Source organism: Maribacter sp. TH_r10, assembly GCF_033101095.1.
Taxonomy (GTDB): domain Bacteria; phylum Bacteroidota; class Bacteroidia; order Flavobacteriales; family Flavobacteriaceae; genus Maribacter_A; species Maribacter_A luteus.
In genome coordinates, this window is sequence record NZ_JAWMPY010000006.1 from 94,669 (window position 1) to 119,535 (window position 24,867).

At 39.0% G+C, this 24,867-nt stretch carries 15 protein-coding genes; 4 read left to right on the forward strand and 11 right to left on the reverse strand.

All coding sequences use genetic code 11. The features are described from left to right. Positions 1 to 70 precede the first annotated feature (70 nt). The 9 genes from R3X28_RS14395 to tsaD form a co-directional block, all read right to left on the reverse strand. On the reverse strand, positions 71 to 3,400 hold the full coding sequence (locus R3X28_RS14395; protein ID WP_317665163.1) for a VCBS repeat-containing protein: 3,330 nt from the start codon (positions 3,398 to 3,400) through the stop codon (positions 71 to 73). A gap of 304 nt (positions 3,401 to 3,704) precedes the next feature. Next, positions 3,705 to 5,399, reverse strand: a complete 1,695-nt coding sequence (locus R3X28_RS14400) for a RagB/SusD family nutrient uptake outer membrane protein (protein WP_317665165.1) — start codon at positions 5,397 to 5,399, stop codon at positions 3,705 to 3,707. Between the two features lie 9 nt (positions 5,400 to 5,408). Continuing rightward, on the reverse strand, positions 5,409 to 8,600 hold the full coding sequence (locus R3X28_RS14405; protein ID WP_317665167.1) for a TonB-dependent receptor: 3,192 nt from the start codon (positions 8,598 to 8,600) through the stop codon (positions 5,409 to 5,411). A 363-nt stretch (positions 8,601 to 8,963) separates the two neighbouring features. Next, positions 8,964 to 10,079 (reverse strand): THUMP-like domain-containing protein, encoded by a 1,116-nt coding sequence (locus tag R3X28_RS14410; protein WP_317665169.1) that lies wholly within the window; start codon positions 10,077 to 10,079, stop codon positions 8,964 to 8,966. A gap of 73 nt (positions 10,080 to 10,152) precedes the next feature. Then, positions 10,153 to 11,241, reverse strand: coding sequence for an AI-2E family transporter (locus tag R3X28_RS14415; RefSeq protein WP_317665171.1), 1,089 nt, complete (start codon positions 11,239 to 11,241; stop codon positions 10,153 to 10,155). Positions 11,242 to 11,244: 3 nt separating this feature from the next. Further along, a complete protein-coding gene (locus R3X28_RS14420; RefSeq protein ID WP_317665173.1) occupies positions 11,245 to 11,895 on the reverse strand; it encodes a DUF4159 domain-containing protein in 651 nt (216 codons plus the stop codon). A 23-nt stretch (positions 11,896 to 11,918) separates the two neighbouring features. After that, a complete protein-coding gene (locus tag R3X28_RS14425) occupies positions 11,919 to 12,626 on the reverse strand; it encodes a 16S rRNA (uracil(1498)-N(3))-methyltransferase (RefSeq protein WP_154364980.1) in 708 nt (235 codons plus the stop codon). Between the two features lie 15 nt (positions 12,627 to 12,641). Then, on the reverse strand, positions 12,642 to 12,992 hold the full coding sequence (locus R3X28_RS14430; protein ID WP_282056612.1) for a TfoX/Sxy family protein: 351 nt from the start codon (positions 12,990 to 12,992) through the stop codon (positions 12,642 to 12,644). A gap of 10 nt (positions 12,993 to 13,002) precedes the next feature. After that, positions 13,003 to 14,064, reverse strand: a complete 1,062-nt coding sequence (gene tsaD / locus R3X28_RS14435; protein ID WP_411556614.1) for a tRNA (adenosine(37)-N6)-threonylcarbamoyltransferase complex transferase subunit TsaD — start codon at positions 14,062 to 14,064, stop codon at positions 13,003 to 13,005. Positions 14,065 to 14,154: 90 nt separating this feature from the next. On the opposite strand from tsaD, the gene R3X28_RS14440 reads away from it, so the two are divergent. The 4 genes from R3X28_RS14440 (at position 14,155) to R3X28_RS14455 (ending at position 21,639) form a co-directional block, all read left to right on the forward strand. After that, complete coding sequence (locus R3X28_RS14440; RefSeq protein ID WP_317665178.1) at positions 14,155 to 18,540, forward strand: translocation/assembly module TamB domain-containing protein; 4,386 nt, start codon at positions 14,155 to 14,157, stop codon at positions 18,538 to 18,540. A 158-nt stretch (positions 18,541 to 18,698) separates the two neighbouring features. Then, positions 18,699 to 19,682, forward strand: coding sequence for a 6-phosphofructokinase (gene pfkA / locus R3X28_RS14445; protein WP_317665180.1), 984 nt, complete (start codon positions 18,699 to 18,701; stop codon positions 19,680 to 19,682). A 22-nt stretch (positions 19,683 to 19,704) separates the two neighbouring features. Further along, complete coding sequence (gene gap, locus R3X28_RS14450; protein WP_154364969.1) at positions 19,705 to 20,706, forward strand: type I glyceraldehyde-3-phosphate dehydrogenase; 1,002 nt, start codon at positions 19,705 to 19,707, stop codon at positions 20,704 to 20,706. Positions 20,707 to 20,787: 81 nt separating this feature from the next. Further along, positions 20,788 to 21,639 carry an N-acetylglucosamine kinase gene (locus R3X28_RS14455; protein ID WP_317665183.1) on the forward strand — a complete coding sequence of 284 codons (852 nt, stop codon included), beginning with the start codon at positions 20,788 to 20,790 and terminating at the stop codon, positions 21,637 to 21,639. Between the two features lie 3 nt (positions 21,640 to 21,642). On the opposite strand, the gene R3X28_RS14460 is transcribed toward R3X28_RS14455, so the two are convergent. Then, positions 21,643 to 22,023 carry a RidA family protein gene (locus R3X28_RS14460; RefSeq protein ID WP_317665185.1) on the reverse strand — a complete coding sequence of 127 codons (381 nt, stop codon included), beginning with the start codon at positions 22,021 to 22,023 and terminating at the stop codon, positions 21,643 to 21,645. 75 nt (positions 22,024 to 22,098) lie between these two features. Beyond that, positions 22,099 to 24,840 (reverse strand): putative LPS assembly protein LptD, encoded by a 2,742-nt coding sequence (locus R3X28_RS14465; protein ID WP_317665187.1) that lies wholly within the window; start codon positions 24,838 to 24,840, stop codon positions 22,099 to 22,101. Positions 24,841 to 24,867 lie beyond the last annotated feature (27 nt).

Here is a 24,867-nt window from a genome sequence, read left to right on the forward strand (position 1 = left end):
TGGTTTTATATTCTAAAGAATCATCCAAGAGGTTAGCAAACAAAAACCTTTTGGATGATTTTTTTAATTCTCAGTTCTTCTGAAAAATCTTAATCCTACCCCTGTTTTGGGAAACGATAATGTATGGGGATTTTCCTTGGGCGTTTTGGAGTATTACCATGTCCTTGGCATCACCGGTAACCAAAAATCCACTTTCTTTGATTTTGATCGTCTCAAAACCCCCATGGCCATCCCCCTTAAGTAATCCGCCGTTGAATGCATCAAGACGACCGATGAAAACTTCATTGCCAAAGTTGTTTCCGATCAATAAAAGGTCACTTATATCATCGTTGTCATAATCCGTTACTGCCATACGGTTAATCGGCGCAATTTGGGCTTCTAGTGGTAATGGGTGACTTTTGAATTTGCCATTGCCCAAATTTTCGAAATAACTGCTTTTGTCATAATTAACTGACAATTTCATGGCATCTTTCATTTCCTTAGGGGTCAATAGATCATTTTCCGTGGTTTTTGCATATTCTTTGTACGAATTGAACTTAGCCCTAAATAATGGACTTTGCCCATAAAGGTCTCCCCAAAAATTTGTCGGATAAGATTTATAAGTTGGATCATTAAAGTCGGTTTTGAAATAGGCGAACATTACAGGATCTACTGTGCCATTATTGTCAAAATCCTTGGCAAGTAAGGTTACAGGCCTTTCTTTGGTGGGTTGATAAAAATTGTTCGCCCCTAAATTACCAGCTACGATATCCAGGTCACCATCCCCATCAAAATCATGGGCCAATAGGCTTTCCCACCAACCATTTAGACCGTCTATACCGGTTTCCCTTAATTTTCGGAAAGAAGATCTTTCATTCTTGAATATTGTGATAGGCATGTATTCACCGGCTAAGATAAGATCACTGAGTCCGTCTTGATCAACATCCGTCCAAATTGCATCGGTAACCATACCGATATCGTTTAGGGCAGGGCATAATTCATCGGTTGCATTTCTAAGAACACCGTTGTCGTTCTTTAGAAGAAAGCTTCTCTCTGGCTTTGGGAACTCCGCAAATGGCGTTCGGCCACCTACAAAGAGGTCGGTATAACCATCGCTATCAAAATCATGTGCTTTTACCACGGAACCACTGGCTTTGATTTCCGGCATCTTATCAGGGGCTAAAGAAAAGTTTCCTTGACCATCGTTGATCATTAAGCGATCGGAATAAAAGGTACTGCCTTTTTCAAATTCATTGCTACCTGAGACCAAATAAAGGTCAAGGTCACCATCATTCTCCAAATCAAAAAGGGCCAAACCTTCTTCTTCAAACTTCATATCCTTTAATTCGGTGAAAAGTTGGGAATTTTTAAAAGAGCCGTCTTTTTTCTGTAAAAATATTTGAGGGGAATTACCGGATGCACTTCCTACTATAAAATCCTCGATACCGTCACCATTTATATCGCCTGTTACCAAACAAGGGCCATTCTGGGTTAATTTATGGGGTAATATGCGTTGCACATTATAATCGATCATATCTTTTTCGTCATGTACATAATCAATTCCTAAACTATCGGTAACTTCTGCGTATATAGATGTTGGTTTTTTAGGAATGAAAGGGAAGGTGATTTCAATCGGATTTACCTTGGTCGCATTCTTATGATCCAAAACCATGGTTTGATTGCTTTCAACATCGTTGATTCTTTGAAATTTGCCATCGGGCCAGATTACTTCAAGTGATTTTATAAGATGCTCTTTTCCTAAACCAAATTGGGCGATATCCTGAACGGAGGACATATAGCCCCTGCTTAAATGATGCTCATAGTATTGAATAGTGTCATCTTGCAGTCTAATCGCGATTTTCGCCCCGATTCCCGATATGTTCGTTTTAGGCCCTTTTAAATCTACCTTTAGATAATTGTGTGCAAGGTCAAGGTTTTTATCCAATGTATTTTCAAAAAGGAAAGCTTCGTCATTGATATTGTTGACGACATAATCCATATCCCCATCATTATCCAAATCAGCGAATACGGCACCATTGGAGAAAGAGGGCACGTTAAGTCCCCATTCTTGGCCTACGTCGGTAAAAAGACCATTTTGATCATTCTTGTAAGCAAAATTTGGTATTTTGACTATTGGGATCGAGTCCAATATCTGCATAGGTTTCATATAACGTCGTACATTGAATTCAAATTCCCCAAAATCAAGATCGGTTATATCCCTAGGAAATCCGTTCGTGATCAATAAGTCCCTATAACCATCATTGTCCATGTCTACAAAAAGGGGAGACCAGCTCCAATCAGTTTTGGCGATCCCGGCCATTAAACCGATTTCTTGATAAGGTATTCCATCACCTTGACCAGTTTGAAGCATGTTCCGCGAGAACTGATATTCATATCCGAATTTTTCATTGAAAATATAATCGTTGTACCTGCTTTCCCGCATTGTCGTCTTAAGCCTGTGGTTGTTCTCACCTAACATATCGAGTGTCATGATGTCCAAATAACCATCATTATTGTAGTCCGATATATCATTACCCATAGAGAACCTACCCTGATGCTTTAGAAGCTTGTCGATTTTATTGGAAAAGGTGCCATCACCATTATTGATATAAAGAAGGTCATTGGTGAGATAATCATTACTGACATAAATATCTGGCCAGCCGTCATAATTCAAATCGGCAATTGCCAGGCCAAGACCATAACCTTCGATTGTGATTCCGGCTTCTAGGGTTACATCGGTAAAGGTGTTATCACCATTATTATGGTACAATTTGTCGTTACTTAAGGCCGAACCATCAATGATTTTTGCACGATAGTTTGATGGTAGCTCATGAATATCAACATTATTCAACACATAGAGGTCTAAAAAGCCATCTTTGTCATAATCAAAAAATGTAGCGTTCATGGTGTTTCCGGCATCTGCAATACCATATGCTTTAGCCATATCCTTGAATGTTGGAATGCCGTTTTCATCAAGACCTTGGTTTATGAATAATATGTTCTCCATTTCCGTAGAGTTGGGGAACAATGCCGTACATACATAGATGTCTAAAAAACCATCATTGTTGATATCTACTACGGATACTCCGGTTTTCCACCTGTTAAATGCCTCGATACCACTTATTTTGGATACATCCTTGAATTTAAAATCGCCTTGGTTTATAAACAGTTTGTTGGCCACTTGGTTTCCTGTAAAAAAGAGGTCTTGTTTATCGTCATTATTAAAATCCCCAACGGCTACACCCCCTCCATTGAAAATATACTCACTGGTCAATATGTTGAAGCTATCAGTTTCGGTAATTTTATTGTTAAAGGTTATTCCGGAATGATCCGATGAAACCATAGAGAATAGGGTGTCCTCTTTTTTATTACATGAAACCAATATTGTCACTACAAGAAAAAACAAACTTATTTTTTTCATTTTTAATTAATTGCTTTTTTATGGGCCGGGTAATTTAGGACCTGATTAAACTATTTGAAAGTGTTTGGGAAATTCGCAACGCTCTAAAGTGAATGGAAAGGTAAAAAATAGAAATCGATAAACAAAAAAGATACTAATTTTCAGTTTTGGGCAATGGAATACTAGAGTATAGTTGGGCAAATATTCTCTAAAATCACATGGGGCTAATATTAGAGTAAAAATTAATTAAAGTTTTGATTAAAAATGATTATAAACAAAAACAGGGCATTGATAAATGCCCTGTTCAAGAAAAAAAATAATTTTACTAGTAGCCGCTATTCTGTGTTAGAATACCTCCACTTTGATCAATTGCGGTAATTGGAATTGGAAAATTATAATGAATATCGGAATAAGTGCCAACCTCATCACCAAATGGTGGGATGGTACGGCCTTCATTTTCAGCATATTCAGTCATAACTTCTACGAAATTACCCCATCTTCTTAAATCGAACAAACGGTGGCCTTCCATCCCTAATTCCAAACGTCTTTCAAAACGAATGGCGTTACGGGCAAATGTAGCATCGGAAAATGCAGTATAAGGTTCTATTACATAGTTGGCAGCATCACCAGAATCATCAACAGCTTGCATATAATTGGAGTTTTTAGCTCTATTTCGTACCCTATTTACATATTCAAGTGCCAGTGGTAAATCAGGGCTGCTTTTCTCGACTGCAGCCTCAGCTGCCATTAACAATACATCTGCAAAACGCATAATATGGTAATTGACACCGGAATGTTGTTGACCCCATGAGCCAGTTGCTATGTTCCCGGTTTCACCGGACCAATATACGTTTTTCTTAGGTAGATAAGAACCGGATATATCAGTGTATTCCGCTCTGATCCAATCATTTCCTACATGTTCGCCATATCCGTTGTAATCGATGCCACGACGACCTACAGTGTAGTCCGATCTAGGATCTAAAGGACCAGCATAAGGAGTAAACGGTTCACTGGAATCAATGCCAAAATCACTTGTCACATCATTTTGGTTATATGTGTCCAATAAAGGTAACCCTGTTGTACCATCTGTTTGAAAAGCATTCAACAGATCTTGGGTGGGTTGATAAAACCCACAGCAAGAGCCAAAAGGTCCTGGGTTAGGGAAATTAAGTGCTCCCTTGACATTGGCGTTGTATGATTGCCCGTCATCCGTGGTAAATTGAATAGAGAAAATAGACTCAACGCTATTGTCACCTGCCAATCTAAAGTTGTCAACAAAATCAGGTAAAAGGTCATAAGGACCATTTTGAACTACATCATTCAAGAGAGGAAAAGCGGTGTCCCAATCAGATTGGTGTAAATGAGCCTTTCCTAAGAAAGCTTTGGCGGTCCAAGAGCTTGGTTTACCTACCATTTCTTGAGTAGACGGCAAATTGTCGATCGCATATTGAAAATCAGCTTCGATTTCGTCCCAAATGTCACCTGGATTTGGTTGGTTGAATTCAGTCGCTGCATAATTTTCCTCTGAGATATAAGGAACATTTCCCCACATTTTTTGAAGTTCAAAATTATAATGGCCCCTTAGAAAACGAGCCTCGGCCAATTGAGAGGAAAAATCTCCCTCTTCAATAGAGTTGATTAATGAAATAACGGCATTGGCCCTGTTGATACCGGCAAAAATAACACCCCATTTTCCTAAGAAATAAGAACCACCTGTGGTCCAGTTCATGGTTTCGATGTTATATAATTCTGGCTGATCCCCATCGGTACTCCCTTTATGGGCATCATCTGCTAAAACGTCCATGATCCAGTTGTCTCCTGACATTGACCATCCTTCGCCAAATTCATTGTTTCGAACACCATCCAAAGCGGAATAGGCACCGACCAGCAAAAGATCAACGCCAGTTTCGTTCTTAAGCGCTTCATCACTTAATGACCCGATTGCGGGCGATTCAGTAAAATCGTCACTACATGCCAATATACCTATTAGCATAAATAAATATGTTACTATTCTTTTCATCTTTTTTTTTTAAAATTTAATATTTGCACCCAAAGTAAACACCTTTGAAGCCGGATATACCCGACCATCAATACCCAGACTTAAGTTGGCACTTTCGCCACTGTCTAAATTAGAAACAATTTCAGGATCAAAGCCTTCATAACCTGTAATGGTAAATAAATTAGTGGCCTGCACATACAATCTCAAAGATTTCATACCAATTTTATCTGATATTTTTTGAGGTAAGGTGTACCCAATTTGCGTATTCTTTAATCGTAGGTATGAACCGTCTTCTACATAATAGGAATTTGGATCACCTTCATTATTGGTAATCGAAGTTGACAATGCAGGTAATGTTGCATTGGTATTTGTTGGAGTCCATGAATCCAAAACCCTAGTACTTCTATTACCGTTAACAAATGCTGGGAAATCAGTATAGTACTTATTGAAATTATAGATTTCGTTCCCTTGTGAACCATTAAAGAACAAGGAAATATCGAATCCTTTGTAAGCAGCGTTCATGTTGATTCCGTAAGTGAAATCAGGATGCGGTGATCCGATTTTTGTTCTATCTTCATCATCAACGGTACCATCGCCGTTAACATCCTCGTATTGGAACCTTCCTTCATCTGTAAATCCAACAACATTTCTACCATAGAAAAAGGATAAAGGTTCACCGACTTCCGTTCTTGTTGGGGTTTGGCCCCTTAAATTGGTTCCGGATCCCGTTACAGGTGTACCGTCAATGAGCTCGGTAACTTCATTTTTATAATGGGACAAGTTAGCTGTAATGCCATAGGATAAACCAGAATCAGTTTCATCCCTGTACCCGGCACTTAGATCAAAACCGGTATTTTTGATGTTCCCTAGGTTTACGTATGGTGCACTGGCATCAATAGCGGTAGTACTGATGGCTCCATAATCTTGGGTAATCAAATCTTTGGTAGTGATATTGAAATACTCTGCTTCAAACGTTAATTTGTTTTCCAACATTCCCAATTCTATACCAAAATTCGTAGTCTCACTGGTTTCCCATTTAAGATCGGTATTACCAACTTGACTCAAAATTGCTCCTGTCGCAATACTGGCTCCACTTAAAGCATAATTGGCATACTGGTCGCTTAAGATAGAAATATTGGATGTAGGATTGTCTACCGGTAAGGATTGGTTTCCTAATTTACCCCATGATCCTTTTAATTTCAATCGGTCTACAAAGGCATCTTGTGGATAGAAATCCTCAGCACTCATTAACCAACCTGCACTGAAAGAAGGGAAGATATCACTTTTGTTATCCCCTATGAATCTAGATGATTCGTCTCGACGTACTGTTGCGGAAACGAAATATTTATCCATATATGAATAATTGGCAGTACCAAAAACAGAAAATAAGGTATTGTAACCATCATACGCGTAATCTACGTTTGGTGAGCCCGTACCATTACTTAAAAGGTAGAAATCCGGGTCTTCAAAGAGATAACCTGTACGGGTTATACTTTTTCCTTTACCAGATCCTTTAACCGCTTCAACACCGATTAGGGCGTTAATATTATGTTCTCCGAAAGACTTGTTGTAATTTAAGGTGTTCGTCCAAATCCAGTTATAATTGGTTTGGTCTTGCTCTGTTAATGATCGATCGGATATCGGTTCACTGAATTCAGGATCCAAAGAAGTGAAAGCCCTGGAATCAAAAGTGTTGAATCCACCGGCCAATGTTGTTTTGAAGGTTAATTCATCTAGAATATCATAGGTTAAGTAAATATCACCTAAAACGGCATATCTCTTATTGTAATCGTTTCTAGTCCTATAATTCAAGGCTACAGGGTTTCTGCCGTTTCCTAATCCAGGGGCAGCGGATCCGGCAAATTCGCCTTCATCATCATAAACAGGAACTAACGGAGACATTCTTAAGGTCATCTCCATAGCTTCGGAATTTCCTGTTCTGGTATTAGAGTAAGAAACATTCAAGTGTTCCCCGATTCTTAATCTTTCACCGATCTTGAATTCAGAGTTCAATCTCGTACTTACCCTACTGAATCCAGTTTCATTAAGAATACCGTCACTTTCCAAATAACCAACAGACATGAAATATTTGCCTGATTCGGTTCCGTTTGAAAGGGAAACGGACATATTGGAAATGGGAGCGGTACGGGTAAGTGCATCGATCCAATCGGTACCATTAGGTTGTTTAACCGTCGCATTCAATTCTCCAACAGGATAGTATACAATAGGGTTGTAAGTTTCTACCCTTGTGTATCCTATAATTGAAGTAGGGACGACTGGTGTTGCCCCACTACCATACTGTGCATGAGAGGGGGTTGTGCCGTCATTGATTTGGCTTTCCCAAAGCATTTCTCCATGTTGTTGTGTGTTCAATAGGTCAGGAGCATTTGAAATTTGGGAAAAACCGGTATACATATCAACTGAAATCTCCGCCTTATCCATATTATAACCACCACTTTTGGTTGTTATGATTACAACCCCGTTAGATGCCCTTGCTCCATAGATTGCGGCAGCACCATCTTTAAGAACGTTCATCTGATCAATATCGGTTGGGTTAAGGTTGTTTAGGAAACTAGCGTCATCAGTCTGTACACCGTCTATAATATAAAGCGGGTCGGTATTGTTGGTAGTACCAAAACCACGAATGTTGATTTTAGGAGCGGCTCCTGGAGTGTTGTTGTTTACTACCGTTACACCAGATGCTCTACCTTGCAAGGCTTCAGCAGCGTTGGACGTAGGGGCTTTTAGCGCTTCACCCATATCAACAGATGCAACCGAACCGGTTATGTCACCTCTTGTTTGGGTACCGTAACCTATTACGATTACTTCCTCTAATAAACTTGCATCCTCGGCCAAAACCACATTAATGGTAGTATTACCATCCAAAGCAATTTCCTGTGTATGATAACCAATGTAACTGATTACCAAGACAGCATCGCTATCCGCTTCTAATGTAAATTTACCATCAAAGTCACTTTGTGTTCCTTGGGTCGTACCTTTGATAACGATACTCGCTCCAGGTAGTGGTCCCGATTCATCAGAGACCGTTCCGGTAATAATGGATTGATAGGAACTTTCCAGATCAACCTTTAAAAATGATGTTTCAGAATTTGCCAAGGCCATTTGGGCACTTAAGCAAATCATGAACGATAAAAGCCCAATTCCGAAAGAAGTGAATCTTCCTTTAGGCTTTAACGATTTGTAATCATGTTTTTGATTCATAATCCTTGTTGTTTTGTTAGTTTAATAATAAATAGTGATGTAGTAAAACCTTAATTTTTGCCTAAAAAATGTATATAGTTCGCAATAAATTAAGGTTATATTAACAAATTTATAGAATGAAGGGTGATTTAACATGTCATATTTTGTCAAATATTGATATTATTTGTTTTGTTAAAATTAACATAATAGAGTTGCGAAAAAGCCCTACTCAAACGTTTTCGTAATGTTTATGGGGGTTAGGAAGGTAAACAGGGTAAAACACACTGATTAATTTCCAAGTAAATGGTAGATATGAATAATTCACAATCCTTAATTTAGAATTGTTCTAATCTGAAAAAATGGAGTTAATTGTTAATCAAGTGATTACTCCGTTACTTTTGTGGTACGTATCACTACTAATTTGTTGTTGATCAATCTTGTGAAAAACAAATACACCTCACCACCATCATGGATCCTGTATTTTTTTCTGATTTTGGCAACGTTGTCGGGAAAATTCCTGGTCGTAATATTGGCTTTCGTACCCAGGTAAGGCTTAAGTTCTTTTTTGGAATATCCCATTACTTGTTCAATACGAAATGTTCGTCCAGGGAATTCGATAAGATTTGCAGAAGTGTAAAGGTGTGAATGATCACCTAGTTTGTCTATTTTAAAAAATTTGGCAATTTGTTTGAAAGCACCGGCCTTTAAAATTGCTGCGTTTGGTTCGTATAAATAGGAAAGAGGTAAGCCAAGTGAAGCTAAAGCGTTTTTCTCTTCTGAAAGATCAAATTCAAAGGTTTGTATCTTGGGCTGGGTAAAATTTATCGTCTTTATTTTTACATCACCCTCATAATCTTTTTCTAAGACCCATAATAATTCCTTGACCTCTTTAATGGCAACAACATGTATCTCTTTAACATTGCTTAATTGGTTGAGTCCGATTGAAATATCCAATAACGGAGAAGTCTTGATTAAAATATGGTCGGATTTTTTGAATAAAAGAGGTAATTGTTCTACTACGTTTGGACTGCAATCCGACAATAAAAAAACTTTTCCTTTGCTCTCGGATCGTCTTGATGGGTCAATGAATATCCAATCAAATTCTTGGTCAGTACCGTTAAGGAATTCCATACCGTCCATTGGTGTGGTATGGACATTATTTAGTCCTAAAATCTTAAAATTATAGGCAACTATTTCAGAAAGTTTTTCATTGATTTCGCAATGAAAAACAGCGTCGATTTTCTTGCTGAAAAAGTAGGTGTCCACACCAAAGCCCCCGGTCATATCAACCAGTGATTTTCCACCCACGATTTGCGCCTTGTATTCAGCTGTGGTTTCTGAAGAACATTGTTCAATATTCAACTTATTGGGGAAGTAAATTTTTTCAGTATTGAACCAAGTGGGAAGCTTTTTTTCACACTTTTCCTTAGCTTGGATCTGTTCGGCCAATTCTTTGGGGCTTATACTGGGAAAAGGACTTTTTTTAAGTAAAACTGACATGATGTCAGTGTGTATTTTAGAGTTTATAAAATCCTGTACACCAGTATTTAATATATCTTTATTCAAAGTGATACTATATATTTTTTGTCAAGGATTTTACAATCTTGTTTTCGGCTAAAAATTCCTTTAAAATCACCTTGATAGCCGTGTATCCTGGCACTGCAATGATCATTCCCGTGATACCGAAAAGTAATCCTCCTATGATGATGATGAGAAAGATTTCGAGGGGGTGTGACTTAACACTATTCGAAAAAATATAAGGTTGGGAAAAGAAATTATCTACCAATTGTCCTATGATGAATCCTATCATTACATAGACGGTTTTTGGTAGGATTACCGTGCTGAAATCGGACCCAAGATTACTGGTCATCGTCAAGGTCATCATAAGCACTCCGCCAATGATCGGGCCCACGTAAGGAATCAAATTCAACAAGGCACATAAAAAGGCTATTACGATGGCATTTTCTATACCGAAAATGAACAGTACAATAGAGTAGATTACAAACAGGATAAGGATTTGTAAAACGAGTCCCAAGAAGTATCTTGAAAGTAAATCCTTTATGGTGTTCAATGATTTTTTTAAACGGCCTTCTTTGTTTTCAGGAATGAAGACCATTAAGCCTTGCTCAAACAATTTGCTGTCCTTTAAGAAGAAAAATGCGATAAATAGAACGGAGAACAAACCGATACTCAAGCTTCCCAGAACACTAACAAATGAATTGAGGACATCAGGAATAAACCCGAAATTCAGGTTGGCGAAAACTTTCGATTCTTTGATGCCTTGTTCAATTTCCGATGAGCTTAATCCAAAATATTCAGTTACCTGTCGGTAAAGGTTTTCTACATTAACCTGCAAGGCCTCAATATCCAAAAGGGATAGGTTTTGGCCTTGGGCAACCAAAAGGGGAACGAACAGTGCTATGATCCCCGCTATGATTCCTATTAGCAATAACATGGTAACGATGACGGCCAAGGTATTGTTGAATTTTAATCGTTTTCGTAGAAACATTACTATGGGTCTTCCTAATAATGAGGCTACTAAGGCTATGGCCAAATAAGCCAGAACCGATTGTATTTTGTATAAGAACAATAATACTAGGCTAATCCCAAGTAGAATGGTTATCGCCCTTAAAATGCCGTCTGAGATCGTTTTGGCTGTCATTCGTTAATTTTTAAAAGCATAAGATATGATATTCGCACCCATTTGTAAAGCTTTTGTGCGTACGTTTTCCGGGTCATTGTGTACCGAAGGGTCTTCCCAACCATCGCCCAAATCGGATTCATAGGTAAATAAGAGCACCAATCTACCGTCAATGCTTATACCGAAAGCTTGGGGGCGTTTACCATCATGTTCATGTATTTTAGGCAATCCGTCAGGGAATTGATAATGTTCTTTAAAGATAGGGTGGTCAACTCCTAGTTCTTCTAGGTTAGTGTTCGGGAAAACTTTGGTGAGTTCTTTGCGTAAATAAGGCTCCATACCATAATTATCATCGATATGTAAAAATCCACCTGATAGCAAATAGGTCCTTAGGTTGTCCGCTTCTTCTTGGGAGAACAGAACATTACCGTGCCCGGTCATATGAAGCATCGGATATTGAAATATGGTAACATCGCCTATCTCCACTGTTTCGGGTTGTTCTTTGATTTTGGTTCCGATATTTGAGTTGCAAAATTGGATTAAATTGGGTAATGCCGTGGGATTTGCATACCAATCGCCTCCCCCTTTATATTTGAGAATCGCAATTTCTTGAGCATTGCCCGTGTTTGCCAACGCTGTAAAAAACAATAGAAAAAGAAGTTTGGAATATCCCATTCTTACAATATAATAATATGAATTTACCCGTTGTTGATCAAGTTTACTGTGGTGCAGGCCACAATGGCCGCAGTTTCCGTTCGGAGTCTGTTTTGGCCCAATGAAACAGGGAGAAAACCTTTTTCGTAGGCCTTATCGATCTCATTTCTCGAAAAATCACCTTCAGGACCAATGAGGATGGTTATGTCTTTATCAGGGGCCACACGTCTTTTTAATTCCATTTTTTCGTCATCTTCGCAATGCGCAATGAACAAGAGCCCTTCTCTTTCTTGTTCTATGAACTCGTTATAGGTTACGGCCGGATTCAGTTTTGGAAGGTAGGCCTGCATAGATTGTTTCATTGCGGACTGTAATACTTTTTCCATGCGTTCCGGCTTTATTACTTTTCGTTCAGAACGATCACAAATGATGGGTGTGATCTCATCTATACCAATTTCCGTGGCCTTTTCAAGGAACCATTCAAAACGATCGTTACTTTTCGTAGGGGCTACCACTAAATGGAACCAGTACATTTTTCGATGTTTTTTCTTGGTTGAGGTTATTTGTGCCTTGCATTTTTTAGCATCGGCCAATAATATCTTAGCTTCAAAAATGCGCCCTTTTCCGTTGGTTATAAGCAGGGTGTCGTTTTCTTTTTTTCGTAAAACTTTTACAATATGGTGGCTTTCCTCTGGTGTAAAAACAAACTGGGCCGTGCTATTGTCTAATTTTGGATAATAAAATAATTGCATAATCGTTGACTGTTTCTATTTGGCGCCCTGTAATCTTATTTGGGCATGTTCTATTCCTAATTCAATCCAATTTTGGAGGGCTTCTTCTGTCCGGTATCCTTTAGGGGAGACATAAACGAACTCTTTCATTGGGCTTTTTGCAAAATCCATAGGGCGAACATAATCCTTTTTTAGCATTTCTTCCATCTTGCTATCGATTACACGAACCATAAGATCTTTTTTAAAAATCCCTATAGTCATCTTGCCTTTGAAAAGATAGGTCAATCCGCCGAACATTTTCTTTTTTGTAATGTCCTTTGTAAACCCTTTAGGAAATACGTCAAAGGCATAATCCAATCTTTGCTCCAGATTTTGGTCGTAGGCCATTTTTTTACTGTTATATAATGTACCTGGCTTTTGCCGTAACATCTTGGGAAGTAAATACATTTTGTTTGTATTTATGGTAGCCCACAATTCCGATCATGGCCGCATTATCGGTACAGTACTCAAATTTAGGGATATAAGTAGACCATCCGTAATTTTTTTCGGCATTTTTCAATGCCGTACGTATTCCGGAATTTGCGGAAACCCCACCTCCAATGGCCACTTGTTTTATTCCGGTTTCCTTTACGGCTTTCTTAAGTTTATCCATCAAAATATTGATAATGGTATACTGTATAGAGGCGCAAATGTCATTCAGGTTGTCCTCTATGAAATTGGGGTTTGTTTTGGTCTCCCGTTGAATAAAATACAGAATGCTTGTTTTTAATCCGCTAAAGCTAAAATTCAATTCACCGACCTTTGGTTTCGGAAATTGAAATTTCTTTGGATTCCCCAATTTGGCGTTTTTATCTATTAAAGGCCCGCCGGGATAGGGTAAGCCGAGTATTTTGGCACTTTTGTCAAAAGCTTCACCGACTGCATCGTCCAAGGTTTCGCCCAATATTTCCATATTAAAATAGTCGTTGACCTTAACGATCTGTGTGTGTCCTCCGCTAATGGTCATGGCCAAGAAAGGGAAGCTTGGTTTCGGGTTGTTTTCATCGGTAATGAAATGGGCCAAAATATGGGCTTGCATGTGGTTGACCTCTATTAACGGGATGTCCAAACCGAGTGCCAATGACTTGGCAAAAGACGTTCCTACCAATAGTGAGCCCATAAGTCCCGGTCCGCGCGTAAAAGCTATGGCTGATAATTGTTTTTTGTCGATATTTGCTCTGAGCAAAGCTTGGTGTACCACGGGAACAATGTTTTGTTGGTGTGCCCTAGAGGCAAGCTCGGGTACAACGCCCCCATATTCCTCATGGATTTTTTGGGTTGCAACAACATTGCTAATGACTTTGTCATTGCACAAAACGGCCGCAGATGTGTCATCACAAGACGATTCTATGGCAAGAATATAAATGGTTTCTGTTTCCACAAGGTTTGGAATAAAAATTGAAGTACAAAGGTAAAACATTATAGCCCTATCAGAAAACTGAGAAAAATACTGGTTAGAATACTCTTGGTATTATTGCTCATCTGTGTGTTGGGCACTATAATACTTTCCATGCCTTTTGTGCAAACACGTTTTGCCAAATATGCCACCAATACTTTAAATAAGGAGTATGGTACCAATATCAATATTGATGAGATACGTCTTTCTTTGATTTCTTGGGATGTGGCCATCAAGGGTATCTATATTGAGGATTTTAAGAAGGATACACTGTTTTATATTGATGAATTGGGAACTTCGGTCTTAAGTGCTAGGAATTTGGCCAATGGTAGGTTGGAATTTGGGCATATTGATATTGACGGACTTGATTTTAAGTTGATTACCTATAAAGACTCCAGCAGTACCAATTTAGAAGTTTTCATTGATAAGCTTGATGATAAAAAGCCAAGGGACCCGGGAACCCCTCCCTTCTTTTTTTCTTCTTCCAATGTTGAAATTGCGAATAGTACTTTTAAACTGATCGATGAAAACCTGGAGAACAAAGAGACCTTGAACTTTAAAAAGTTGAAAATATCCGCAGAGGATTTTTTGATTTTAGGTCCAGAGGTTTCAACCGATATAGGGGCATTGTCATTCATTGATAAAAGAAATCTTGAGGTAAAAAAGCTTGCAACGAAGTTTAAATACACCAAACAGCGAATGAGTTTCGATACCCTAAGTATCGAAACACCCAAATCCAAATTGATCGGTAACTTGGTATTTGATTACGAAAGAAAGGATTTTCAAGACTTTTTGAACAAAGTAAGGCTATCGGCTGAGTTCACCGATTCAAACGTTTCCCTTGATGAAATAAACCTGCTTTACGATCAATTCGGGAAAGGGAAAATGGTTTCTTTTTCATCAAAAGTCAGCGGTGTCCTTAATGACCTTAATACAGACGACCTTTTTTTATTGTCTGAAAATACCGGAGTGCGTGGCGATTTTAATTTTAAGAACCTCTTTTCAAAAGATGCTCCTTTTGTGATGAAGGCCCAGATGAAAAATGTGACCAGTACTTATTATGAATTGCGGGCGTTGATGCCGAATTTCTTAGGTAGTAAATCAATGTCCTCGGCATTTAGTAAGTTCGGTCAGTTTACCGTAAGGGGAGACGCTACGGTAACCGAAAGTTCGGTCTATGCCAAGGTAAACTTAAATACGGCCATAGGTAGCAGTTATACGGATTTGGAATTGACCGATTTCAACAACATAGAAAATGCAGCTTATCAAGGCTTTGTTTCCTTAATCGATTTTGATCTGGGTTATTTTGTCGATAATGAAAGATTGGGGAAAACAACCTTGGACTTTAATGTTGAAGGGAAAGGTTTTGTAAAGGAAAAGCTCAATACGGAGGTAATAGGGGAAGTGTACTCGGTTAATTTCAATAATTATGATTATAAGAACCTAAAGGTTTCAGGTGTTCTTAAAGAACAACTTTTTGATGGATCTATATTCAGTAACGACCCCAACATTAAATTCAATTTTAAAGGATTGGCTGATTTTGGGGAAGATCACAACAATTTTAATTTCATTGCCAATGTGGAACATGCCGACTTAAAACGGTTGAATTTCATAAATGATAGTATTTCCGTTTTCAAAGGAAATGTGAATATTGATATAAGCGGTAATTCGTTGGACAATATCGTGGGGGACGTGAATTTTACGAAGACTGTTTTTCAAAATGTGAACGATACCTATTACTTCGATGATTTTAAGGTCTCGTCATCTTTTGAGAATGATTCCACAAGGATCATAGATATAAATTCGCCCGATATCATAACCGGTTATCTAAAAGGGAATTTCCGGGTCAAGGAACTGGGTCGATTGGTTCAAAACTCCTTGGGTAGCATATACACCAACTATAAACCCTATGAGATTTCTGACGGTCAAACATTGGCATTTAATTTTAAGATCTATAACAAAATCGTGGATGTTTTCTTCCCTGAAGTGAAATTCGACCCCAATACATTTATAAAGGGTAATATTATTGCGGATGAAGGCGACTTTAAACTCACGTTTAAATCGCCTAGTATTATCGCTTTTGGCAATGAGGCCGATAATATAGATGTTAAGATAGATAACAAGAACCCTTTGTTCAACACATTTGTCTCTGTGGGGGACCTTTCTACCAATTATTACGATGTCAAGGATTTTAACCTGATCAATACGACATTAAAAGACACTTTGTTCTTTAGGGCAGAGTTTAAAGGGGGCAGTGAATACAATGACAGTTATAACCTTAATTTTTATCACACCTTCAATAAACAGAATAGGTCGGTAATTGGCTTAAAAAGGTCGGATATCAGTTTTAAGAACAACACCTGGATTCTTAATAAGGAGGGTAATTCCAAGAACAAGGTAATAGTAAATAGGACACTCGATAGTATTCAGATTGAAGAAATCGTGATGAACAATAGCGAAAGCGAACAAATTCGTCTACGAGGGCAATTGGCAGATTCGACCTATAAGGACTTAGAACTTCAATTCAAGATCGTTTCCCTAGATAAAATCACACCATCTATAGATAGTTTAAAATTGGGGGGTGAGGTAAATGGTACGTTGAACGTTTTACAAAAGGATGAAGTGTATCTGCCTTCTTCAAATCTGGGAATCACTGATTTTTCTGTTAACGATATGCCTTTGGGCGATTTGTCGATAGGTATAGTCGGTAATCGGGATTTGACTGATTTTGTGGTCAATGCCCAAATAATGGATGGTGGGAAAGAGAAATTGAGTATCATTGGGGATATAGAGAATAAGACCGAGTTGCCACAGGCCAACCTAATGGTTAATTTCAATGGTTTTGATCTGGAGCCATTTAGTCCCTTGGGGGAAGATGTGATAACCAATATCCGGGGCGATCTTTTTGGGAGTGCTAAATTTTCGGGTGATATAGATAACCCTAATTTTAGTGGTCTGCTCACCCTGAACAATGCAGGACTTGCAATTCCATATTTGAATGTGGATTATGGTTTTGCCCAAAATTCGAAGGTGAGGCTGGCTAAGCAATCATTCAATTTTGAAGAAATAGCGATTACCGACGTTGCCCGTAACACCAAAGCTACCTTAGACGGTTCAATAACACATAGCTTCTTTAAGGACTGGGAGCTCGATTTAAAAGTAAATACGAATAACGACCGGTTCTTGATTTTGGATACTCCGTTCGAAGAAGAGGTATTATATTATGGTACGGGCTTTTTAAATGGCTCTGGCCATATCTTTGGTTCAACAAAAGCTTTGACCATAAATGTAGATGGTAAAACGGCTAAAGGAACCTCTCTAAAAATACCTTTGAGTGATGTTGCAACGGTTGGTGATTACTCATATATAAAATTCATTGAAAAAGATGAGACCGATGCGGAAAACGTACAAAGGGTCTTGGATGAGATTCAAGGATTGGAGATGGAATTCAACTTGGACGTTACCCCAGATGCGGAAGTGGAAATAGTTACCGACCAGAAAACAGGTAGTTCATTAAAGGGTACCGGTGAAGGACTTTTGTTGATTCGTATAAACACCAAGGATAGGTTCGAGATGTTCGGGGATTTCGTTGTGGTCACCGGTGAGTTCAATTATAAGTTCGGGGGCGTGATCAATAAGACCTTTAAGGTAAAACCAGGGGGCACTATCGTATGGGATCGTGATCCTTTATCCGCAGAGTTGAATATGGAGGCTGTTTATTCCTTAAATGCGAACCCGGCACCTTTACTCGAAGATTCTGGGTATACGAGAAGAATTGCTACCGATGTGATCATTCACCTTACAGATAAGCTTGAGAGTCCTGAGATAGATTTTGGTATCGAATTCCCAGGTACGAGCTCAATAATCAAATCAGAGTTGGAATATAGCCTGCAAGATCCACAAGTAGAAGAGAAGAATGCGATTTTTCTTTTGGCCCAAGGAACGTTTGTCAATGACCAAAGTGGTATTAATTCACAGGCGGTTACGGGGAATTTGATCCAATCCGCTTCGGGATTGTTGAACCAGGTACTTAGTGGTGGTAATGATAAGTTCAATTTAGGTCTTTCTTATGAACAGGGCATACAGGACGCCAGTACGGATATTGAGACCGAAAACCGGATAGGGGTGACCGTATCTACCCAAATTAGCGATAGGGTCTTATTAAACGGTAAGGTGGGGGTTCCTGTTGGTGGTGCTACCGAAACCGTTGTTGCGGGTGACTTTGAACTGCAGTTGCTTTTAAATGAGGAAGGAACGTTGAGTGCGAAGTTCTTTAATAGGGAAAATGAGATTCAGGCATTCTTAGGAGATCGCCAGGGGTATACCCAAGGGGTGGGGTTGTCCTATGAGGTGGATTTCAATAGTTTTAAAGAACTCATGCGGAAAATGTTCAAGCGCGATAAGGTTGATGATGTCCCAAAACAAAGCAATACCAACCCGGTTCAGGTGATGGGTCGGGATAGTTTGATAATTTTTCAAGTAAAAACAAAAGAATTGTGATTTTTTACAACATTACGCCTTTGTAATGTGTTATTTGAAACACTCTTAAATTTATTTATATCCGAAAACGATTTAGTGTAATTTGAGGTGTAATAATAAGGGTCAAAGAGTTCTTTTTGTGGTAAAAGTTTGTTACTTTTGTTGGCTTAATTTTCTATATGAATAATATAAGAAAAATAGGTGTTTTTACTTCAGGAGGAGACTCTCCGGGCATGAACGCGGCAATACGTTCAGTTGTTAGGACCTGTGCTTATCTAAAGGTCGAGTGTATAGGGATTTACAGAGGTTATCAAGGTATGATAGAGGGTGATTTCAAACCCATGGGTGCACGTAGTGTGAACAATATCATAAACAAAGGTGGTACGATCTTGAAATCCGCAAGATGCCAAGAATTCAGGACCAAGGAAGGTCGCCAAAAAGCATATGATAATTTAATCGCTGCAGGCATAGATGCTTTTGTTGTCATTGGGGGTGACGGTAGTTTTACCGGAGCGATGATATTCAATCAGGAATTCAACTTCCCGGTTATCGGAATACCCGGTACTATAGATAATGATATTTTCGGTACCACCTATACTTTAGGTTTTGATACGGCTTTGAATACGGTGGTAGAGGCGATTGATAAAATCAGGGATACGGCAAGTTCACATAACAGATTGTTCTTTGTTGAGGTAATGGGTCGGGATGTTGGCCATATCGCTTTGAACGCTGGGGTAGGGGCAGGAGCTGAGGAGATTTTGATACCGGAAGAGAATTTAGGAAGGGAAAGATTGTTGGAATCCCTTAAAAGAAGTAAGGAGTCGGGTAAATCTTCAAGTATAGTAATAGTTGCGGAGGGCGATAAAACCGGAAAGAATATTTTTGAGCTAAAAGACTATGTCGAGGATAATTTCCCGGACTATGATGTCAGGGTGTCCGTACTGGGGCATATGCAACGTGGTGGTTCGCCTTCATGTTACGATCGTGTTTTGGCCAGTAGAATGGGGGTTAAGGCCGTAGAATCACTTTTAGAGGGGAAAACCAACTTAATGGTGGGTATACAGGATAATGAGATAATACTTACCCCGATAAATAAGGCCATTAAAGGTCATACGAAAATAGATAAGGAACTCATAAGGGTTTCGGATATAATGTCAATATAATTTTAATTTAAATTAGTGAAAAATGTCAAAATTGAAAATAGGTATTAACGGATTCGGTAGAATTGGAAGATTGGTGTTTCGTGTTGCAGCGAAAAACGATAATGTAGAGGTCGTTGCCATCAATGATTTGTTAGATGTGGATCATTTAGCATATTTATTGAAGTACGATTCTGTTCACGGTAAGTTCGATGGAACAGTTGAAGTAAAAGATGGTAACCTTATAGTTGACGGTAATACGGTAAGAATTACTGCAGAAAGAGATCCTAAGTCAATTAAGTGGGATGCTGTTGGTGCTGAAATTGTTGCGGAATGTACAGGTATCTTCACAACTTTGGAAACTGCCCAATACCATATTGATGGTGGTGCTAAAAAAGTTGTTATTTCAGCTCCTTCAAAAGACGCGCCAATGTTCGTTTATGGTGTTAACCATAAAGAGATAAAAGCATCTGATACCATAGTTTCAAATGCATCTTGTACTACGAACTGTTTGGCTCCATTGGCTAAAGTGTTGAATGATAACTTTGGTATAGAAGAAGCTTTAATGACTACTGTACACGCAACCACTGCTACACAAATGACCGTTGATGGTCCTTCTAGAAAAGACTGGAGAGGTGGTAGAAGTGCTATGTTGAACATTATCCCTGCTTCTACAGGTGCTGCAAAAGCGGTAACCAAGGTAATCCCGGCTTTGGAAGGTAAATTGACAGGTATGGCCTTTAGGGTGCCTACTGCAGATGTTTCTGTTGTTGATTTAACAGTAAAGGTTTCTAAGGAAACTTCTTTGGACGAGATCAAAAAAGCATTCAAAGCTGCTTCAGAAGGAGAATTGAAAGGTGTTTTAGGATATACTGAAGAGGCTGTGGTTTCCCAAGATTTTGTTGGGGATTCAAGGACTAGTATTTTTGATGCAGAGGCCTGTATTGAATTGAACCCTGGTTTCTTTAAACTTATCTCTTGGTATGATAACGAAGCAGGTTTCTCCAATAAAATGGTTGATATGGTACAATATGTAAACAGCCTATAAGTTTTAAATTAATTAGAATATGCAATCCTGAAAATTATGATCTGATCAATAGTTTTCAGGATTGTTCTTAAATAGTGATCTATGATTTTAATTGTTGATAGTGGGGCTACGAAGTCCGATTGGATTGCATTGGATGAGAAAGGAAATCAATTGTTCATGACCCAAACCCTAGGTTTGAGTCCGGAAGTACTTACCCGTTCGGTAATCGAGGATCGTTTGGCCAATAATTTTGAACTTTCCAAGAATAGCGAAAAGGTAACCAGGCTTTATTTTTATGGGGCCGGTTGTGGTACGGATCGCATGAGGAAATTCTTAAAGGAAATATTTGCCGATTTCTTTCCAAACGCCAAGGCCAATATTAAGGAAGATACTTATGCAGCCATTTATGCTACAACGAAAATAGGTCATCAGGCAATTGTCTGTATTTTAGGTACAGGGTCCAATTGCTGTTATTACGATGGTAACCAGGCCATACAGAAAGTGACTTCTTTGGGTTACATCCCGATGGATGACGGAAGCGGTAATTTCTTCGGTAGAAAATTGATTAGGGACTTTTACTTTCATAAAATGCCTCAATCTTTAGGTATGAAATTCTCTAAGGAATACGATCTAGAGGCAGACGTTATCAAAGAAAACCTATATAAGCAGCCCAATCCTAATACATATTTGGCAACATTCGCCAGGTTTTTGATTGAAAACAAGGAGCATCCATACTGCAAAGGGGTGATAGACAAAGGTTTTCAGCAGTTCGTGAACAATTACATTATGCAATTTGAGTTGGCCACTAAAGTGCCGATCAATTTTGTGGGCAGTATTGCTTATTATCTAAAAGAGGAACTTACCACAGTATTGGAACGTAATGATTTGATCGTGGGTGAAATCCGTCAAAAACCTATTGAAGGTTTAATGCAGTTCCATCAACAGAATCTATAGCTTTTAAGCAACGGCGATCATCGAGATCTCCACATTTACGAATTTGGGCAGATTGGCGACTTCTACCGTTTCTCGGGCAGGAGCAGTCTCTGCATTAAAGTATTTGGCGTAAACGGTATTTATTTCAGCGAATTGGTTCATGTCACTTATGAAAATAGAAGACTTGACCACGTGCTCAAAAGTCATTCCAGCTTCAGTAAGTATAGCCTTTAGGTTTTTCATGCATTGTTCCGTTTCTTTGGCAATATCACCTTCGATAAGTTCGCCTGTTTTAGGGTCTATGGGTATTTGACCAGAAATATATAAGGTGTTTCCAGAAAGTACGGCTTGATTGTAAGGGCCAATTGGTGCAGGGGCATTTTCTGTGTTTATTATTTTCTTCATAGGTCAATTGTTGTTATAATGTTAGGGATTTTATATAGTATGATTAATACTGTTGTTAAAACGCGGTTCCGAAACTTACTTACTTCTGTTCTCCCATTTAAGGTCACTGAGTATAGAGCTTTTGATTCCGATAAAGAAGTACCATCGTTTATAAGTTCCGAAGGGTGTCCAGTTGAAACGCATTACGAAACTTTTTAAATCGCGTTCAAAACGCAATTGGGTAAGGGTAAAGCCTTTTCCTTTGAAGTCATACCCAGAGGAACCACCAACCTTCCATCTAGGTGACAGTTCTACGTCTCCGGAGAACATAAGGGAGTGACTGCTAAATTCGTTCTGCCTCGCCGAATTGGTGTAAGAAGCCGAGTAAGCCAATCTAAGGTTCCAAGGAATTTTGGTGCCATATATGGGGTTTTCAACATCTTCACCTTCTTTTGATTGGTCCGGGTTGTCCTGAAAACTATCGGCCCGACCGAATAAATCATCCGTACGGCCACCACTTTGTGCCACATAGTCAAAACGATCATCTTTTTTCTCCTTGTCTTCGCCCTTGTCCTTACTGAACATATCACTGCTTAATGAATACCCTACATTAACGTTAGCGCGGGTTAGACGAAATAGGCTTCCCCCGTTTTTTATATTTAAGGTGTTTATTCGTGTACCATTATTGTCAATAGCATAGGGGTCAAGACCAGCGGAGAAATTAACTGACATCTTACTGTCCAATAAGGTCGTACCACCATTTACACTTAACGGACTTAATCTGAGCGAGTCCGATTCAAAATTATATCCTGTTGAAATATTGAAGTTACTCAGAATGGGGACCTTTTTTGGTTCTGTGGCCGTTGAGTCCTTATCACGTACCTTAGCTTCAAGGGTATTTGCAAGAGAGAAACTTAAACTGTTCGATTTGCTAAGGCTTGGTGATCCATAAAGGGTGTTTTCAAATCTGGAGTACTGTACTACTTCACCATCTTCATCAATATATTCGTCATAAAACTGCTCAAAAGAAGGGGCGTAACCATAACTCAACGAAGGTCGCATTACGTGTCTTATCGCCTGTATCTTTTTGTCTTCCCCAAAATTGAAAGTACCATAAAGGGTAGTTCCAATGCTTGCGCTGAAATTGTATTTGTTAAAACGGTCGAAGCCACTTATGGTGTCCGTGACCACTTCGTCCTCTGTTTCATCATAACTTTGGCCATAAGTCTGCATGGTCCATATGTCCTGATAAGTTCCCCCTACACTAACACTGAAATATTTTGCGACCTTGAAGTTCGTGGTAAGTGGTATGGAGTGTTTTGCCCCGATTTTAGCCCCATCGAACATTTCGGCTTTCAGAAAATCATCATCAGTAGTCGATATTTTGTTCGCCGCATTTAAATCATACTGAAAGTTGATATTTTGAATGATTCCCTTTTTAATGCCATCCCGTTTCGCAAATGGGTAAATACGCTCCATACTTGCTTGTAACGTCGGTAGGGTCAATTCAATGGCCTCTGTATTGGTGTTTTGGCTGTGCGTGGCAGATAAACTCATATTCACGGATGGGTAGGCCGGAAAAGTCTTTGAATAGGAAATGGACGAAGACAGGGTGTTGTTTTGGGTACTCGGCAAGTTTCTTTGTTGCAGCGAATTACGATAGTATTCACTACTTCCCATGTTCACCGATGCCGAGAACCTGGAATTTGGGCTGGCCTTGGTATCCTGTGAATGTGATATCTGAATGTTCCAGTTCTTGGTGAGGCTGTAATCACTGAAGCCTTTTTGACTTGTTATGATGTTCTCAAACCTGAAATTTACATTTCCACTGTATTTATAACGTTTGGAGTAAATGGATTGGGTCTTGAAACCCCAACTACCATTGGTGTAAAAATCACCGGTGACCAAAATATCGGCGTATTCACCAATAGGGACATAATAGCCCAAATCCTGCAAAAAATAACCTTTGTCGGCTTGGTTACCAAAAGTAGGCATCATTACCCCTGCCGTTCTTCCCACACTTAACGGAAAGTAAGCAAAAGGTAACGCTATCGGTGTGGGCACATCCGCAATGTACAAGTTACTGAAACCTGCTATCACTTTCTTTTTCGGTACAAATTTGGCCTTTCGGATCCTAATGTAATAATCAGGGTCAATGGTATCGGTAGAGGTCGTAATCTTTCCTTCACTCAAAAAATAGACCGAGTCATTTTCCTTTTTCGTGATATCTGCGTAAACCTTCATGGCATCACTGCCTAATTGGCCAAGACCGGCTTGTTGTTCTGTACGGGAATTCCAGATAATCGCTTTTTGTGTATCGAAATTGAACCGGATGGAGTCAGGGATTACCTCATTGGTACCTTGTTTAAAAAATGGGAGCTGGGTGTAATTGCCCAGTGAATCTTTGATTCGTCCGGCATAAACTTCATTTTTCACATAATCCATAACGATTATACCTGCCCTGAGTTCTGTATCTTGATATAGGATCTCAGCTTCGTTATAAAGGTAGATTTTTTGTTCCTTTTGGCTCATACGTACATAATCCTTCGCCTTGTACTTTATTACATCCAATAATAAAGGTGGTTTGGTTTTTGTAGTATCGACCTCGGTAGAATCATTGCCCGTTTCTTTTCTGAGTTCAGCCTCGGTCAAAAGGGGGGCGAAAATAGTATCCTGTTCAACCTTAATGGTTAAAGGCACTATTTTGTCCTCTTGGGCATGCCCGATACCACTACCGATTATAAGTAGGAAAATGAAAAGTAAATATTGTTTATTTGATTGCAAGGCTAGATATCCTATTTTTGTAAAGGTTGGCTTGACTTTTTGAAGGTCAAACATACATATATTTTTTGTTCCACTTATAGG

What these genes read in the sequence shown, in the direction of transcription:
- R3X28_RS14440 (WP_317665178.1), top strand. Translation starts at nt 14,155, where the DNA reads ATGCCTTTTGTGCAAACACGTTTTGCCAAATATGCCACCAATACTTTA.
- R3X28_RS14430 (WP_282056612.1), bottom strand. Translation starts at nt 12,992, where the DNA reads ATGGCCTACGACCAAAATCTGGAGCAAAGATTGGATTATGCCTTTGAC.
- R3X28_RS14465 (WP_317665187.1), bottom strand. Translation starts at nt 24,840, where the DNA reads ATGTTTGACCTTCAAAAAGTCAAGCCAACCTTTACAAAAATAGGATAT.
- R3X28_RS14455 (WP_317665183.1), top strand. Translation starts at nt 20,788, where the DNA reads ATGATTTTAATTGTTGATAGTGGGGCTACGAAGTCCGATTGGATTGCA.
- R3X28_RS14395 (WP_317665163.1), bottom strand. Translation starts at nt 3,400, where the DNA reads ATGAAAAAAATAAGTTTGTTTTTTCTTGTAGTGACAATATTGGTTTCA.
- R3X28_RS14425 (WP_154364980.1), bottom strand. Translation starts at nt 12,626, where the DNA reads ATGCAATTATTTTATTATCCAAAATTAGACAATAGCACGGCCCAGTTT.
- pfkA (WP_317665180.1), top strand. Translation starts at nt 18,699, where the DNA reads ATGAATAATATAAGAAAAATAGGTGTTTTTACTTCAGGAGGAGACTCT.
- R3X28_RS14410 (WP_317665169.1), bottom strand. Translation starts at nt 10,079, where the DNA reads ATGTCAGTTTTACTTAAAAAAAGTCCTTTTCCCAGTATAAGCCCCAAA.
- R3X28_RS14415 (WP_317665171.1), bottom strand. Translation starts at nt 11,241, where the DNA reads ATGACAGCCAAAACGATCTCAGACGGCATTTTAAGGGCGATAACCATT.
- R3X28_RS14420 (WP_317665173.1), bottom strand. Translation starts at nt 11,895, where the DNA reads ATGGGATATTCCAAACTTCTTTTTCTATTGTTTTTTACAGCGTTGGCA.
- gap (WP_154364969.1), top strand. Translation starts at nt 19,705, where the DNA reads ATGTCAAAATTGAAAATAGGTATTAACGGATTCGGTAGAATTGGAAGA.
- R3X28_RS14460 (WP_317665185.1), bottom strand. Translation starts at nt 22,023, where the DNA reads ATGAAGAAAATAATAAACACAGAAAATGCCCCTGCACCAATTGGCCCT.
- R3X28_RS14405 (WP_317665167.1), bottom strand. Translation starts at nt 8,600, where the DNA reads ATGAATCAAAAACATGATTACAAATCGTTAAAGCCTAAAGGAAGATTC.
- tsaD (WP_411556614.1), bottom strand. Translation starts at nt 14,064, where the DNA reads ATGTTTTACCTTTGTACTTCAATTTTTATTCCAAACCTTGTGGAAACA.
- R3X28_RS14400 (WP_317665165.1), bottom strand. Translation starts at nt 5,399, where the DNA reads ATGAAAAGAATAGTAACATATTTATTTATGCTAATAGGTATATTGGCA.